We start from the raw sequence: 16148 nt of genomic DNA, 5'->3' as shown, positions 1-16148 counted from the left end.
TGCGGCATCAACGCAGGAGCTTCATCAAGAGGTCGAAATAGACGCTGGAGATGCAGGACGGGTGCGTTTCTTCGCAAAGCGGATGCGAGCCCGGCACCATAGAAATTCGCACTATTTCTGGTCGGTGTACCGCGCGGAGCCGGTGAGCGTCGAGAATCCGCTCTGATGCATTTTGTGCGGGGTCGCTGACCGGCCGCCTACAAAAAAGAACCCGCGTTGCCGAGGGTGGTAACGCTGGTGGTAGTGGGTCCTACAGCGCTCAATTTAAAGGCGAATTAGATAACTCTAATATCAGAGTTAACTATTGTGTTGCTTTGGCGCCTCCGTCATTGGGTTGACATAGGACAGAGATACCCACCACGCCTAGCTGCCCGCAGGAAGGCTGCACCGCTTCCTTCCGGTCAATGCAGACTATATATCCAGCGCTCCGGCCCTGTGTGGGGCGCTGGACGGCACATCAGACCTCACTGCATGTGCTGCCCACCGTTGATGGCAATGTTCGCCCCGGTCACGAAGGCGGCCTCCTCCGAGCACAAATACGCAATCAACGCAGCAACCTCCTCAGGCCTCCCCAGGCGACCTACTGGGATTTGAGGGATGACTTTTGTATCGAGTATTTCTTGTGGCACAGCGGTCACCATTTTGGTGGCAATAAAGCCAGGCGATACCGTATTGACCGTCACGCCGCTCTTGGCCACCTCGAGCGCCAGCGACTTCGTGAAGCCGTGCATGCCCGCTTTGGCTGCCGCGTAGTTGGATTGGCCAAAGCCGCCCTTGGAACCAATGATGGACGACACGTTGATGATTCGTCCCCAGCCGCGCTTCACCATCTCGTCGCACACAGGCTTGGTCATGTTAAACACCGAGTCGAGGTTGGTGCGCATGACCGCATCCCAGTTGATTTTGTCCAGCTTCTTGAAGCTGGCATCCCGCGTGATGCCAGCATTGTTCACCAGAATGTCGACAGCGCCCAGCTCCGCCCGAACCTTGGCAATGCATTCTTGGCACGAGTCATAGTCAGCGACGTCGACAGGATAGGCGTGGAACCTACGCCCGCTTTCCTCCATCTTTCCCAGCCAGCTCGCGACGCCGCTATTAGCCGGGGAATGCGTGACAGCCACCGTATAACCTGCGTGATGCAGCCGGACGCTGATAGCCTCACCGATACCGCCCATCCCGCCTGTGACTACGGCAAGCTTCTTCGTCATGTGTCCAATCCTCTGTGTTTGGTATAACCGCACGGATGAGCCACGGCTAGCGCTGCTCACTGAGACCCAGCATCTCCGAGAATTTGGCGCCCCCCAGCCGTGAATGTGCCAACTGGGGGCCAAAGCGGAACTACTTCGCCGCAGCTGACGCAGACGCCTGCGCTACGCGATGTCGCGCGCCTTTTGAGGCTGCCGCCGCAGCCGTGTTGAGACTGTTCTCGGCTACCTCCACGGTCTGCCTTGCGGTCGACTGTACCGACTCATAGAACATAGTGGTCGCCTTTAGGGCCTCCTGCCAAGCGGCCAGCGGAGCCGTTGACCCTGATGGGGCGCTGTTCTCCACCTTTTCGAGGAAGTCCTGCAGCCCCTGCTTGCCTGCCGTGTATTGAACTTCGACCACCTTGTCGAAGTCAGCCCGTGTGGCGGCCAGAATGTCAAACAGCTGACGGCGATACGCCAATGCCTTGTCGGTTGCTGGCTGAAATAATTCGATTTGCAATTCGACGAGTTCTTGCGGATTCTGGACTGAGAGGGCTTTCATGACGCCCTCCCGGGTCTGCGCCAGGCTCGTCTTCATTGTTTGCAGGTTCAACTCCATCACCTTTTCAAAGCCCTCAAGGGCCTTGTTGGTGAGTCCGACGAGGACTTCAAGGCCCGCCAACTGCGCTTTCGTGCATTGTTCTGCTGTCCACTGAGCCATCTTGCATCTCCTGAGTGAGACCCGCCCTTGAGCTATTCGTTGGCAAGGCCTTGGTGGGAATCGGGTGAATGACAATTGCAGCGTCAGCGCTGCTCCCTGGCAGCGGACTTCGGTGTGAAGGCCCAAGGAGGCATCGATGCCAGCGAGTCTCTATGGGGCAGAGCGCGTCGCTCATCGACAGACCGCGCGCGCCGGAATTCCTATGCTCGAACCCGGCCCATCGCTTTGAGATAAGCGGAGCCTCGGTATGTGACCCGAGGTCGGCTACATTTTTGCCCTACCGACTCGAGCGTGACGAACTCACGCGCGAGCAATGCCTCCACATCCGCCCTGTCCAACTCAGCAGGGTCAGAGCTGTCGTTTACCAGTACGAGAGTGGCGAACTCATGATGACTCAGCACAGCAGCCTCCCAAGCTATTGGTTTAATAGTGCTACGGGACATCACTACCGTCCGTGATATGCGGCTAGGCGACTACACGGAAGGTCTGGCTGGTGAGCGCCTGTCTCGGCGCTCGGAAAAACATCTTAGCTGCCCGAAACATAATGTTCAATACAACCGGAAGGCATGGTAAACCCACGCATGGGCCCGCTCTTAATCCACAGCATGATGGCGCGCAATATCACAATTTGATGTATCTCAAATGTTACGCAAATAAAATCAAGACCGACCGGTCGGGATTTTATTTGGCGACTAATCGTGGCTAGCGCTAGTCGCGCTCTCACGTGACGTTCTGCACACCTCCGTTTTCCCGTACAGGGACAGCGCTATGCTCTTCTTACTCTTTGCAGAGGAAAGAGTCGCAACTCCGTGTTTGAAGATTCAACTCGAGCGTGAAACTTGTCTCAAATGCCACACCCCACGCATTGGGGATAGCGCGTCAACCACGCCGCGAAATGCCTATGCTCGGGTGGACCAGCGACCCAGCCCCGCCACCCTTTTGCCGATGGCTTTCTATCCGTTTTGCAAAGTCCTCGGCCCAGGCAATGATCTGCGGCTCCAGGGCCAGCACGCCCCCCAGCGCATCCGGAAGGCGTCGCAGGTTGGCCAGGGCCGTGGCCTCGGCCGGCTCAGGGAGCAGCCCCCGCACCTTGGCGAGCGCCAGCGTCAGCATATACAGCGCGGCAAGCTGCGTCGTGAAGGCCTTGGTCGAGGCTACGCCTATCTCGATGCCGGCCCGCGTCAGGAAGCACATTCCGACTTCGCGCACCATGGCGCTTGTCGCGACATTGCAGATAGCCAGCGTGTGCGCGTGGCCCAGTTCCCTGGCGTGGCGCAGCGCGGCCAGTGTGTCCGCGGTCTCGCCGGACTGGGAGATCACGATCACCAGCGCGTTCGGATTGGGCACGGTCTCGCGATAGCGATACTCGCTGGCCACCTCCACCTGGGTCGGGACCTGGCGATCGATTCGAGCCAGTACTTGGCGGTGCAGCCCGAGTAGTAGCTGGTGCCGCAGGCCAGGACAAGCACGCTGTCGACCCGCGCGAAGGTCTGCGCCGTGCATTCGCCAAACATGTCCGGGCTGATGACGTCTATGCCATTGATCGTATCGCTCAACGCGCGTGGCTGCTCGAAGATCTCCTTCTGCATGAAGTGGCGGTATGACCCCAGTTCCACCGCGGCGGCGTACGCTTTCACCTCGCGCACCTCGCGCTCGACGGCGTGGTCGCAGGCGTCACGGATCGTCACGCTGTCGAGCGTGAGTTCCATCACGTCCCCCTCTTCGAGGTAGATCACGCGATTGGCGGTACCGGCCACGGCCAGGGCATCGGAGGCCAGGAAGGATTCGTTCTCGCCGAGCGCCACCACCAGCGGCGAGCCCGAGCGCGCGCCGACCAGGCGATCGGGCTGGTCTTTCGAGACCACCGCGATGGCGTAGGCGCCGTGCAGGCGCTTGGTGATCGCGCGCACCGAGGCGAACGGGTCGCCGCGCGTGGCGCTGTCCGGCCAAGTGTAGGCCCTGGTGGACCAGGTGGGCCACCACTTCGGTGTCGGTCTGCGACTCGAAGATGTAACCAAGCGCGCGCGCAGCTCCTCGCGCAAGGACTCGTAGTTTTCGATGATGCCGTTGTGCACCAGTGCGATGGTCTTGCCCGAGATGTGCGGGTGGGCGTTGACGGTGTCGGGCTTGCCGTGGGTGGCCCAGCGCGTGTGCGCCACGCCGACCTGTCCGGCCAGGCCGCACGCCTGGCTCTGCGCGTCGAGCACGGCCACGCGCGAGACGGTACGGGCTCGCTCGAGCGCGCCTTTGAGCACCACGGCCAGACCGCAGGAATCGTAGCCGCGGTATTCCAGCCGGCGCAGACCCTCTACCAAAACCGGGACGATATTGCGCGACGAGATCGCGCCCACGATGCCACACATGATTGACTCCCGCGGCGCGACACGCTGGGTTCGATGCCGTCGGGTGCCCGCCGCCAAGCACCATCAACGGCGCCGCGATCAGCGCCTGCACGCCCCGGGGATCCGGTGCGGATTCCCACGACTACCTCACTCAAGCCGGCAACCGATCTCTGCACTGAACGGAAAGCAAAGTCATCTGTTCCGCAATCACTTTCGTCCTCTCAATCGCTTCCAGCTCATCCCCCATCCATACAGTGCGATACAGCCGAAAACAATCAGCGTAGGACCAAACACAAACGACAGCACAGGAAGCCACAACAACGAAAATTTCTGCACGACGTAGACATGGAGCAATAGCTGCAACGGGACGGCCACGACAATAAAGGCCAGCGTCATCGCTGTCAGCGCTATCTTCCGTGACCATGAGAAGTCGAAGACATAGTAGACCAGCGCATGCGCCCACGGCAGGACCACGAGGAAGCCGACAGCAGTCTTCATGCCGTTGTCGATATAGCTGCTCACGGTGTAAGGGAACTGCTCGGGTACCACGGCAAAGAAGGCGAGCGCCGTTAACTGGATAAAGAGGGCAAACAGGAGGAAGTAGCGCAGCGGCAGCATCCTGGCAGGCAGGCGCAGCGTGAGCAGGCCAGCGGCAATCGTCAGCGCCGCGGTCATGCACCATGTCTCCAGATCGGGCAGCGCCGCCATCGCGTCAAGGTGCGGCAACGGCAGATCGAATCCGGCCACGCTCGTCAGGCGTTCGGCCACCACGCCCTGGATCTCGAGTTTCCCGAGCCAAAAAGCGAAGACGCCTGTCCAGCCGGCACTGAGATAGTTATGCAGCAACCATTCGACCGCGTTGAACAGCAATGGCACCAGCACGATACCGGCGAGGGTCGGTGCCGATAGATTGAGGCGATCCAGTGAGCGGTGCCGCGCCACACTGATCACTGTACGGCCCAGAGACTCGCCTTTGTCGGGTGCAGCCGATGCCTGGCTGGATGGATGCGTCATGATCGGAACTCAACGAAGATACCGGCCTCCGCTTGCTTTCGCTTGTAGGACGGGTTTTCATAGTAGGTCGCGCGCAAATTGAACCCCCACGTCTTAGTGATCCATTTACGCCAGGTCAACGAGACGTCGTGGCTTGTGAAATCGCGCAGCAAGGTCTGTTCGCCAGTCAGCTGATTCATCTCCCCCGTCGTACTTCCACGTGATGTATTGGTCCTTGTCCCGGCCATATGTCAACGCAATCACGCCACGGTTGGATCGGACATTGCCCGGGTCGCTGCGGTTGAATCGTCCGAGAACGTGGACGATGAAGGGCTGGTCGAAGTAGTAGATCAGGCCCACCAGCAGCGTCTTGTCGTCATAGACTTCCTTGGCGCGGTAGTAGGTGAAGCCCAGGCTCGCCACCAGGTTCCGCTTGGGCAGCAGCTTGCGAAAGATCATCCCGTCAATCCGGTATTGCGGCAAAAAAAAACCGCCCGCGCCTGCGCCTCCACTGAGGAATGCGTACCAGTCCTCGTTGAAAGTCCGCGTGTAGCCCAGGCCAAAGAAGGTACCTGGTCGCCGAAGTGACTCTGATGGCTGACCTCGCCGGTCACGTAGTCGTTGGGCGTCAGATGTGCGCCGACACGGACGTACTGGTCGTTCCAGTTCGCGTTGTCGCCGGTCAGGTTGGCGTGACCGAGGCCGCCCTCGATGAAGCCCGTCAGCAGCGGTGCAAAGACGCGCGGCGCCGTGGCTTCCGCCTGGGCGAGGGCATCCGATGACGCCACCGCCATCAGCATGCCGAGCATGCGGAAGCCAGCTTGCAATGCTGCGGTGGGCGGGTTTTCCCAATCGGTTTCTGTGGCGCATATGGTCATCACTCTTCGGTGGTCATGACCCCAATGCCTTCGGCTCGACGCATTGGGAGCCCTGCTTGATTGTTGTGGATTACCGGCAAGAAGTGGCTATCGACATCGCAAGCCCCCCGGCACGGGCGCCACGGCCTGCTCCGGGGTAAGTCTGGATTCAAACGCTTGATACAAGGCCTCCTCCAGGACGTTCCAGTGCGTCCCGTGCCTGAACTGGGTCGCGCGCACGCGCCAGCAGGTGATCGCGTCCGCGTCACCCATCTTGTCAGCCACCAGAGCCACCAGGCCCCACGGATAATCCGTCTCGGGCATCTGCAGCCAGACAAAGCGGTGTTGCTTCATCCAGGCGTGGTAACGCGCGGAAGCCCGCTCGTTGTCGGGAACGATTCCAGACAGGATAGGAAATATCTGCGCCACCGTGTCCGGATAGAACTCGGTCTTGTCGCGCGCCTGGGTGCTGACGGCGAAGCCGCGGCCCGGCTGCCAGAACACTTGCAGGATGTCGCGGTCGAGCTGCTGCGCCTTGAGAGTCCACTGCTCGGCGGCTTCCTTGTCATGGGTGGCCTGCGCGTATCTGGCTACGGCCTTGAAGGCGCTGGAGATCTCCGCGTTGTCCATCATCAGTGCAACCGGCAGGTCGGAGGCGACATTGAAGACACCGAGCCGTTTGTCGCGCAGACCGTCGAGATAGCGGCTTGACATATCGAAGCTTCGCTTCCACGCGGGGGGCATGCCCTCTGGCGGTGAAAACCGCACCAGCAACTCCATCCAGGTGGCAAGCAGGGCATCGTCCGCGTCCGCCTGACGACACCCCACGAAGCGGCCGCGGACCAGGCAATAGCGCTCGAACTGCCCGCTCTTGAGCTGTCTTGGCAACAACCAGCGGATCCACCGGCGTGCGGCGGCGCGTGCGTCCAGGCCGATGTCCGACGCGGACAGCAACGCTTTCGAGGCAAAGTAGGGATCGATCGTGTCCCCGCCATAGTAGGTCGTGATCGCACCGTCGGACCGCTGGTAGCCGGTGAGACGCAGTTCCGAAGCGTGGCCGTTCACGCATAGAAGGAGCGCACACATCAGAAGAAGGCCGCGGATTCTAGTCATGTTCGTCGCAAGGCGCAGCCATGGCGGCCGGCATTGCCCTCCCTCCGACAATTGCGCTCACCGCGCCATGCACCGTCGTGCCACGCCACACACACACTTCCGGAGCGGCTAACGAGGTTGGCCTCGACAAGAGGCCTATCAGGCAGTTTTCCGCAATGCTGACCGATTCTTCCGCGATAACGGGGCCCATGATGGCGCAGCAGGGTGCGACGAAAAGCGCGCTACCGCACACGAGCGCGCCATCGATCCGGACATGGTCCTCCAGCCGGATCGAGCCGGTTGCCTTGACGCTCCCCGTAATCCGCGCGGCGGTTCCGATCCTCAGGTCGCCGTGGACAATCAGGTCTCCGTCGTGGCGGATGCCAGGCGCCAGCAAGTAATCATGCTCGATAATCCGGTGGCTGCCTTCATCGGATGACGTCGCGCCTGCTCGCTCTGTCTGCTCCAGCGGGGGTGGGCGCGCGCCACCGGCAACCGCACTCTTGCCGCCATCCCGATTGTCCGGATTGCCAAAGCGGATCGCGCTTGCCGTCAACGCGGTGAACTCGCAGCCATCTTCAATGAGGATCTCCTGCCAGGCGGACAAGGGCCCTTCAAGGCTGCAGTGCGGTTCGACACGCGCATGGCGCGCGTGCGCCCAATGCTGCAGCACGCTACCCTGGCGCAGGAGCAGGCCGCCTTCGGCCAGGACAGCCAGCAGGCAGTTCGATACCCCGCTGCTGAGATTGCGCTTCGCGTACAACTCACGCCTGAAGGTGAAGTGATCCGGCAACTCCAGATCTCCCTGGGCAATCACGACGCGATCGCAGCGCCGCAGCGCATGCTCCGCGGATGTCGGTGTCCAGGCACTGCCGACTTTCAGCACCTGATCCCGAAACGCCCCTGCCCTGGCCGCGGCGCCTGCCTTCGTGTCCAGCATTGCCCGGAACTCCGCTGCCACGGCACAGACATCCAGGGTATGCTCGCCATCGATCGCGAGCGGCAAAATGTCACGCGGCCGCCGCCATTCCGCGAATGCCGGCACCAGGGGCAGACTGAAGGCCAGCAGGGTCAATACAGTCAGAAGGATCAGCCACATTTCAGCTCCCTTGTCGGTAGCGTTTCGTCTTGTCCCAATGCAGCTCGCGTTGAAGCAGGACACCCCCGATCACCTGATCGGACGTGGCTCTTGCGATCGTGAAGGCACTGACAAGGAAGCCGAAATAGTTCAGCGGCAGCAGCCGGACTCTTTCACAGCCACCGTCGAGGTGAACCGCCGCTGCAATTTCGAAGAATGCGGCGAAGTTGCCCAGGGTGCCATAGGACATCAGTGCGAGCAGGATGAGCGTGCTATGAAGCGGGAAGCCGCTCGTATAGAACAGGAAAATTGTCAGCGCCCAGCCCAACAGCATGACCGGTGCCATCGTGTAGATGGCGAGCAGCGCCACGCCGTCCAGTCTTTCAAACAGTCCGTGCCCCTGGCATGTCACCACGCCACGAGCGTGACGGTAGAACGACTGGTTGTGGCCCTTGGTCCAGCGCATGATCTGCCGGATCCGCACTGGCCATGCTTCGGGTACCTCTTCGTAGCATTCGGCCCAGTTCTGATAGACCGTCTTCCAATTTCCCAGCATGAGCCGGTACGTAAGATCGGTATCCTCGGCAAGCACGTCATCGTGCCAGCCCCCCACACTGCGCAGTGCCCGCAGCCGGACCCCGCCCACCGTGCCGCCGTACTGAGGCACGAGCCAGAGGTTCATGCGCGCCTGCTGGTCCACCTGGTAACCACCGGAACGCTCCATATCGAGCAGTCTGGTAAGCAGGTTGCTGCCAAGATTCAGTGGCACTACCCGACCCATCGTGGCACCGACTTCAGGATCGAAGAACGGCGCCACCAGCTGCTTGAGCAAGCCGAACGGGGGCAGGTAATCGGCATCGAAGACAACAATGATTTCCGTGCTCACGGTCTCGCTGGCATCCTTGAGCGCGGCCGCCTTGCCCGGCTTGCCGCTGACCCGGTGGAACGGAACGATCCGGCCGGGATGCCGCGCGGCAATCTCGTCGATGATCTCGCGAGTCCGGTCACTAGAGCGGTCATTCACGGGCATGATGGTCAGCCGGTCCGCCGGGTAGTCCACCCGCAGCAGGCATTGCAGAGAGCCGGCGATCACCACTTCCTCGTTGTGCGCAGCGACCAGGACCGTCAGCGATGGCCATTCCGCGACATCGATATCGAGATAGGGATGCCTCTGCCTGCCAAACAACCGGTTCAGCGTAAAGACATAGTGCCGGACTGCGTAGAGCACAATGAGCGACATGATGATGGCCAGCAACCCAGTCAGCGTGGAGACAATGACCTGACCCGCGCTCGCGCCGGTCTCCGCCTTGTCGAAGACAACGGGTGGGGGCTCGTCGAGCTCCTCTTCGTCCTTGTAACTGCCTGGTGGCAGTCGCACGGCCGCCACCTCCGCAGCCTCCTGCATCGATCGCTCCGGAGCCCTATGGTTGCGCGCGATCTCGTGCGGTGCCCTTCTCACTATGACAGTGTGCACGATGAGCTTCTCCGCGGCGCTCGGCAGAGCAAAGCCTATCCCTGAAAACAGCGCGCCGAGCAAAAGAATGGTGCGAAGCGATCGAGACATGAATGATCCAATGAGTGCTGCGAAACGCCCGGACGGCGTGGCACAGCCGTCCGGTGGATGAACGCGGATACGTTGCCAGGCGTCATTGCTTGCCGCTTGTAAAAGCCAGCGAGTTGCCCGCACCTGCCGTGACCAGCCAGTTGGTCGAGTCCCACGTCACGCTTGCAGCGCCTTGTGTCACTACCGGCTGCGTGTAGGCAATCTTGGGCAGCACCCAGGTCTGGTCGGTCAGGCCCGCGGGGTTGCTGGCCTGGAAGCTCCAGGCATTGCCGATATCGTTGGCCTGCCAGGTGGTTTGCTGGCGCCGCTGGGCAAATACGGCCAGGTCGTTCATGGTGTACCAGTTGAACAGCCCTTGCGACTTGAGCGAGCCGGCATAGGAAAAGATGCCATTGAGCACGCCCTGGTAGTCAATGGCGCCGAGTGGATGCATGTAGATCAGTCGACTGGTTCGGTTCTTCACCACGAAGTCCGTCAGCTGGCTGTACCAGGCGCTGATGCTGCTCGTTGGTATGCTGGCCTCCTCAAACTCCTCGAACGTCGCGTTCGCGCCGAATGGCATGACCGGGAACGCGCGAATGGTCTGATTGAGCAAGGCACCGTTGCGGTAGCTGCGCGTGGGCGGCATGCCGGTATGGCCGACGAAGTAGTATCCCGTGTCACCGTTGGCTTCCATCCAGTCGATCGACCATTGCGGCGTATTTCCCTCTGGCGCTGCGTACTCGGTTGTCGGTACGCCGGTCACCCCCTGAACGCTCTGCTTGTTGAGCACCAGGTACTGCTGGAAGGTCGACTGGTTCGTCTCGCTGGCATTTGCTCCCCAGTAGTCGTGTATCCAGCCGCCATGGTCGCCGACATGGTGTCCCTTGCTCAGCAGATAGCTGACCAGCTGCCTGGCACCGGTGTTCTGGGAAAGGTTGATGCCCAGGCCATCGCCGAAGTTGACCTGGTCCGGCCCCGCGGTTATCACGATGGAGAACGGACCATTGTTGAAGATGCCCCAGCTCTTGAGCTTGTACGCCGGCCAGATCTGGTCCCGGGCGCAGAAGTGCATGTTGAGCACCAGGCCGCCGATGCCCTTGGGCTGTGCCGATAGCCGTGGCATGTTCATCATCGTTTCGCCGAAGTAGCGCACGAATCCGTGCATCGGCATGCCGTCGGTCTGCCCTTTCAGGTAGGTCAGCGGAAGATTGACGAAGAGCACCTGACCCGAACCGAAAGTACGCAGACCGGCAACCAGTCCGAAATTGGGGGCAGTCAGGAAGGCGGTGCCCGAGTAGGCCCCCTGCGTGACGAAGCTAGGGTAGGTCAGGAAGCCATATACGTAGCCGGAGACTCCCTCCACGGGGTCGCTTGACGATGTGGTCGTCCATGCCATGGACTTGCCGGGAGGGACCTGGACGGCGCGCAGCGTGCTGCTCAGGCCGGTGATCGGACCGAGGCCGATCATGTTGCCGCCCAACTGGTCGTAGAGAACGTAGCTGACGCCGGCCAGATTGCTGAACCGACTCTGCTGCGACGCGTAGAAGCCGGTTGTCGTCAACGCGCCGAAGTCGTAGACGAGCATCACATGGCCGCCTTGATTGGCATAGGTCTCAATCGCGGTCACCATGCCGTCGCTGGCATTGGGGTGTACCGTATCGGGCAGGATCATGCCCGGGTACTGCGCAGGGGTGACGCCCTGAAGCACTTGCGAGTCGGTGACCAACGTGATCTGAAGACCCTCCTCGCGTGCGGCGTCGAGCCACGCGGTAATGCGCGGATCGGACGGCGTGTAGTTGTCGGGTACCACCAGCGCAATCTGGTTGGTGGCGGCCAGGACGGAGCCAGCCGCGACCAGAGACAGGACCATCAATACCAGGGCACTGAGTCGCTGCAGCATGAAACGGAGTTTATGGAACACGATCATCTCCAGAACGCGAAGGGGGAAAACTGAGGCCCGATAGGGTCGACACCCATCTGTCAGAGGTGCAGGACATCGTCGAACATCCGCTCGACGCCGGGCGGCTCAGGCTGATCATTTCTTGGTCTGGCCTGGCGCCGCCCCCAGCGTGTAGGTCCCCGCTTTGACCTTGGGGCCAGCCACAGCCTTCTTGGGCTTCTTCAACACCTTGTCCCGCTCTGCCTTGTTCTTGCCGGGCTTGTCTGCTTCGATAGCGAAGTCGAACTGCCGGTTGTGGTCGTAGCCGTTGAGGCCTCCGGGATCGGACGGACTCGCGGGGAGATAGAGAATCGGCCCGGACATTACCGCTGCCGCCTCCGCCGACAACTGAGCGCGTGCCGGCCCCGCGGTCCACACGCCGGCAAGCAATAGGGTGGCCGCCGCCAGGGTTGTTGCAGATTTCATGATTGCTTCCTCCAGATTGCGGTGTGGCCGGGTAGCTGAATGGCGCGCGGATCCATATCCGTATCCGGTTCCGCGTGCATCGCGCGAGCGAAAGCGGCGGTACACATCGTTTTGACAGGTAGCTGCAGGGCACTGACAATGCGCTCGCTCGCTCGCCCGTCTCCAAACGGATTGTGGGCACGCGACATGCAGGAATACACCTCGCGATCGCGCAGCAGCAGCTCGACAGCAATGACAATTCGTTCCGTATCGGTCCCAACCAGCCGCGCCGTACCGGCAGCCACCGCTTCAGGGCGCTCCGTAGTCTCGCGCGTCACCACGACCGGCTTGCCGAGAGCCGGTGCTTCCTCCTGGATCCCGCCGGAGTCCGTCACGATCAGATAGGCGAGCGACATCAGGAAGACGAACGGCTGATAGTCCTGCGGCTCGATCAGGTGGATCCGGGGATGCTTGCTCAAGATGGCATTGACCGGCTCGCGCACCCTGGGATTCAGGTGGACCGGGTAGACGATCTGGATGTCCTTGTTCCGATCGGCAAGCATGCGCAGCGCCGCACAGAATCGCTCGAATGGTGCACCAAAGTTCTCGCGTCGATGCCCGGTCACCAGCACCAGTCGCCGGGATGCATCAAGGAACGGAAAGCCGTTTGCCAGGCGCGTGCGCACTTGGGCATCGGCGTCGATCTGTTGCTTGACTTCGAGCAGGGCGTCAATGCCTGTATTGCCGGTCATCCTGACGCGGATCGGGTTGGCACCTTCGCGCAGCAGCGTGTCGTGCGCCTGCTGCGTCGGAGCGAAATGCCACGTGGCCATGATGTCGGTTACGCGCCGGTTCATCTCCTCGGGCCAGGGCGCGCTCATGTCGCCAGTTCGCAAGCCCGCCTCGACATGGCCGACGGGGATGCTCCGATAGAAGGCCGCCAGCGTGGCGGCCAGTGTCGTGGTGGTATCGCCGTGAACGAGCATGGTGTCGGGCATAAACTCGTCAATGACCGTTTGTACGCCGACCAGCACCCTGGTTGTGATGTCGGAAAGGCTCTGGCCTTTACAGATCACGTTGAGGTCAAAATCCGGGACAATCCTGAACAGGCGCAGCACCGGGTCGAGGAGCTGCCGGTGCTGGCCCGTCACGCATACCCGCAGATCGAATGCCGGTGAACTTCGCAGCCGCCGCATCAGCGGTGCCATCTTGATCGCTTCGGGACGCGTCCCAAACACAGCGAGAACCTTCTGCATGTCGAGACTCCTCGTCCTGCAATCACGCCGGGATATGCTGATCGCCAGTTCGAGAGCAAGGGATGATCGATCGCCTTCCACGCTCCGCACACGCGACGCCTCCACACCCTGGGATATCAAAGCCGGAGGCCAGCACGTCGGGCACGCCGCAACGTCTGTGCCATCTGCGCAAGGTCGGTGGCGTCTCAGCCATTCCGGCGCGCCCCCGTCTGGATAGCGCTTGGATTCCGGTTGATTCCGTATCACGGTTGCAACCGCTCAATCTGCGCCCCACGCTGGCCGTCTGGAATTTCCGGCGGCAGGAAGCGATAAGGCGTTCCACCACTGACAAGAGAATAAGAAGAACTCTTCTTGCTTTTTTTGCGATCTAAAAAAATTCTCGATTTTTGTTCGCCACCAGTCACGAATTAATTGGAGCTGCGAACTGTAAATTCCATGAGGCGGCAATAGGTACGATGAAAATCCAGTCAGGGCATGCGCCCATAGACCACGGCGATGGAGGATTGACGCAAACGGGATGACATCTGGCCACAGCAACGTACTGTGGAGAGGCACCAAGCTTGTTTCCCTGTATTCGTGTCTTCACGACGCATGAATGCAAGAACGCTCTCACGAGCGTTTCTCGATATCGCACATCTGTATCAAGTGTGAGAAAACGCGCAACTATCGACTATCAACGTAGTGAAGAACGGCGCGGTCGCGTACCTTCGCCGCGCGGTCAGTTGCGAAACACTATGGATTTGCTTTCGACTCAACTACTGTTGAAGAGCTTGATCCATCAGTCGCCGGTACCCCGCCACTCATGCCTCAATGGCTTACCACGGCGACCGGACGGTAGTTCCCCCAGGAACGGAGTGGGGATGCTGAACGCCAGTGAGCGACCTGCTACGAAGACGATCTCCGTTCGACGCGTACAGGTCCTCTGACGAAAGGAGAATGCCGGTATGCGTATTCACTCAATCATTGATATCACCAGGCTCAAGCGCAAGCGCCATGCGGTAAAGATCGGCCTGTCATGCGCGATGTCCATCGGTGCGCTACTGCTCGCTGGCTGTGGCGGCGGGGAGAACGATGCCTCCCTCGTTACGCCAACGCGAACCACGCTGGCCGAGGTTCACGTTCCAACTGCGGCCATGTACCTCGTCAGAAACAGTTGACCGTCAGGGGCGCGCAATGGCCGCGCCCTATCCCCCACATCAGCCTCTTTCCAATGAGTTGGATGCAACCGAAGAAAGACTTTGCGGTCGCGCAAGCGTCCGAAATGCTGGCCTTTCTTCTGCCTTTCTTCAATTCCTTGCGCCTATTGGCAAGCACTGGGTTCAATAGCGGGTGAATCTTACAAGCCGATTAGCTTCAATTCGATGTAAGAATTACCGGAGCTTTCGCGTACCTGTTCAAGTTCGCCCTCTCATTGATGAGCCGACAGCGCGGATGATCGCGCCGGCGTCACGATCCCCCGGATTGCCCGGAGAATCACTTTGAACCCGTTTCATAAAAAATAAAGCGAATACCTTCTCTTCGTGAAATGAGTTCTCAAGCTGACATCGTTGTCAGCTAAACGATTTCCCCGACCAAAAATAAACGATTTCGCCAGATGTTTTCTTAGGTCCGGGTGCTAAACTCGTCACATGCGTAAAGCATTCGCTGGATTTCAGGAAAAAATAAATCCTTTCCTTGGATTTCATGCGCTCCACTTTCCAACATCCTGTTCGCACACAAATCGGCCGCGAACCGTCGACCCGATAGCGGTTAAAAACCTCACAACGACGCGGCCTTACAGCGGCGGCCCAGACCCTCTGGCTGCGGGAACCGCCCCTGAACTCTTTTTGGCGGAACAGTCCAACAGTTCCGGATGGTGGAGGCGGGATAGTTGCCCCCCTAAAGGGCTTGTATAAGAGCAGGCCTTTCCTCCTTGTAGGAGACCTCGGGTTGTGTTCAGCGTCGGGCCGTAGTCGGCCACCTGCGGACGCTCGCCCAGGGTTTCAGGCAGACATTCGAACGGCGGATCCACACCAAAAAGCGGGCCTAGCGGCGCATCCCCAACAGCCTGCTCCTTTAGGCCGGTGGCCTCGACGCTGATTCATCGGCCCTGCTCGCCTCCGACCTTCTGCTGCCGCGCGCGCTGGAAGCGCAATGGGAACTAATCGCGCATTCGCTGCGGAACCTGATTTCCTGCGCGGACCGTTCCGCCATCCAAGCCAACTGGGTGGGACATCTGGAGCCTCACCCTCTTCCAGCTCCTGCACCAACCTCTGGATACCTCGCCACTTCCATTGCCGCTACAGGCGAGAGCCCCCGAACCCGCCACCCGGGGCACGCGCCAGATTGACGTGGTGGTGGCTTATATCGACTCCCACCTGAGCGCACCGGTCTCGTTCGAGGACCCAGCCCGCGCCGCCGGCATTAGCGGTCGGACGCTCAACGCACCGTGCCATCGCCATTTCGGCATCGCCGATGGAATTGCTGCGCAACGCACGCCTCGTTGCGGTGCGCCCCGGATGCTGCTCGATCCCGCTGCCGGCGTCACTGGAACCGCACTTGAGGTCGGTCTCGGGCACCTGGGCCGATTTGCCGGCTACTCCGCGGCGCGCTTCGATAAGCAGCCGCGCAAAACTCAGAAGCGGCACGCGTAGCGGCTCAAGGGCAACGCGTGCCCGACGACCTGAAGGCACACGCAACAATCCACGGCGTTCCAGTGCCGCAACACGGTGTTCGATTCCACTTGCGTTTCC

General features: G+C 60.7%; 15 protein-coding genes and 1 pseudogene. 2 read left to right on the top strand and 14 right to left on the bottom strand.

Going from position 1 to position 16148, the window contains the following annotated elements:
* Nucleotides 1–464: 464 nt before the first annotated feature.
* The 14 genes and pseudogenes from phbB to CupriaWKF_RS24470 form a co-directional block, all read right to left on the bottom strand.
* A complete protein-coding gene (gene phbB, locus CupriaWKF_RS24540; protein WP_276101047.1) occupies nucleotides 465–1208 on the bottom strand; it encodes an acetoacetyl-CoA reductase in 744 nt (247 codons plus the stop codon).
* A 130-nt stretch (nucleotides 1209–1338) separates the two neighbouring features.
* On the bottom strand, nucleotides 1339–1908 hold the full coding sequence (locus CupriaWKF_RS24535) for a phasin family protein (protein WP_276101046.1): 570 nt from the start codon (nucleotides 1906–1908) through the stop codon (nucleotides 1339–1341).
* Nucleotides 1909–2787: 879 nt separating this feature from the next.
* Nucleotides 2788–3255, bottom strand: coding sequence for an SIS domain-containing protein (locus CupriaWKF_RS24525; protein WP_276101045.1), 468 nt, complete (start codon nucleotides 3253–3255; stop codon nucleotides 2788–2790).
* Complete coding sequence (locus CupriaWKF_RS24520) at nucleotides 3231–4271, bottom strand: hypothetical protein (RefSeq protein ID WP_276101044.1); 1041 nt, start codon at nucleotides 4269–4271, stop codon at nucleotides 3231–3233. The genes CupriaWKF_RS24525 and CupriaWKF_RS24520 overlap by 25 nt, the downstream gene beginning before the upstream one ends.
* 186 nt (nucleotides 4272–4457) lie before the next feature.
* Entirely contained in the window at nucleotides 4458–5264 is an 807-nt protein-coding gene (locus tag CupriaWKF_RS24515; protein WP_276101043.1) for a hypothetical protein, read from the bottom strand.
* The gene (locus tag CupriaWKF_RS24510) at nucleotides 5261–5443 is read right to left on the bottom strand and encodes a YaiO family outer membrane beta-barrel protein (RefSeq protein WP_276101042.1); all 183 of its coding nucleotides are present in this window, start codon (nucleotides 5441–5443) and stop codon (nucleotides 5261–5263) included. Before CupriaWKF_RS24510 ends, CupriaWKF_RS24515 begins: the two co-directional genes overlap by 4 nt.
* A pseudogene (locus CupriaWKF_RS24505) lies at nucleotides 5370–6037 on the bottom strand (YaiO family outer membrane beta-barrel protein). The gene CupriaWKF_RS24510 and the pseudogene CupriaWKF_RS24505 overlap by 74 nt, the downstream one beginning before the upstream one ends.
* 171 nt (nucleotides 6038–6208) lie before the next feature.
* Entirely contained in the window at nucleotides 6209–7186 is a 978-nt protein-coding gene (locus tag CupriaWKF_RS24500; RefSeq protein ID WP_276101041.1) for a hypothetical protein, read from the bottom strand.
* A gap of 19 nt (nucleotides 7187–7205) precedes the next feature.
* Complete coding sequence (locus tag CupriaWKF_RS24495) at nucleotides 7206–8291, bottom strand: polymer-forming cytoskeletal protein (RefSeq protein ID WP_276101040.1); 1086 nt, start codon at nucleotides 8289–8291, stop codon at nucleotides 7206–7208.
* 1 nt (nucleotide 8292) lies between these two features.
* Nucleotides 8293–9834, bottom strand: coding sequence for a glycosyltransferase family 2 protein (locus CupriaWKF_RS24490; protein WP_276101039.1), 1542 nt, complete (start codon nucleotides 9832–9834; stop codon nucleotides 8293–8295).
* An 82-nt stretch (nucleotides 9835–9916) separates the two neighbouring features.
* A complete protein-coding gene (locus tag CupriaWKF_RS24485; RefSeq protein WP_276103192.1) occupies nucleotides 9917–11686 on the bottom strand; it encodes a hypothetical protein in 1770 nt (589 codons plus the stop codon).
* 165 nt (nucleotides 11687–11851) lie between these two features.
* The gene (locus tag CupriaWKF_RS24480; RefSeq protein ID WP_276101038.1) at nucleotides 11852–12181 is read right to left on the bottom strand and encodes a hypothetical protein; all 330 of its coding nucleotides are present in this window, start codon (nucleotides 12179–12181) and stop codon (nucleotides 11852–11854) included.
* Nucleotides 12178–13416 (bottom strand): UDP-N-acetylglucosamine 2-epimerase (non-hydrolyzing), encoded by a 1239-nt coding sequence (wecB, locus tag CupriaWKF_RS24475; RefSeq protein WP_276101037.1) that lies wholly within the window; start codon nucleotides 13414–13416, stop codon nucleotides 12178–12180. The genes CupriaWKF_RS24480 and wecB overlap by 4 nt, the downstream gene beginning before the upstream one ends.
* Before the next feature lie 242 nt (nucleotides 13417–13658).
* Entirely contained in the window at nucleotides 13659–13820 is a 162-nt protein-coding gene (locus CupriaWKF_RS24470) for a hypothetical protein (protein WP_276101036.1), read from the bottom strand.
* Between the two features lie 540 nt (nucleotides 13821–14360).
* Here CupriaWKF_RS24470 and CupriaWKF_RS24465 point away from each other — a divergent pair.
* The gene (locus CupriaWKF_RS24465) at nucleotides 14361–14573 is read left to right on the top strand and encodes a hypothetical protein (RefSeq protein WP_276101035.1); all 213 of its coding nucleotides are present in this window, start codon (nucleotides 14361–14363) and stop codon (nucleotides 14571–14573) included.
* 1179 nt (nucleotides 14574–15752) lie between these two features.
* Nucleotides 15753–16049 carry a helix-turn-helix domain-containing protein gene (locus CupriaWKF_RS24460; RefSeq protein WP_276101034.1) on the top strand — a complete coding sequence of 99 codons (297 nt, stop codon included), beginning with the start codon at nucleotides 15753–15755 and terminating at the stop codon, nucleotides 16047–16049.
* The last annotated feature ends 99 nt before the right edge of the window (nucleotides 16050–16148 follow it).

Origin of the sequence: Cupriavidus sp. WKF15 (assembly GCF_029278605.1) — a bacterium.
Lineage (GTDB): Bacteria > Pseudomonadota > Gammaproteobacteria > Burkholderiales > Burkholderiaceae > Cupriavidus.
This window is presented reverse-complemented; position numbering and strand designations above follow the sequence as displayed.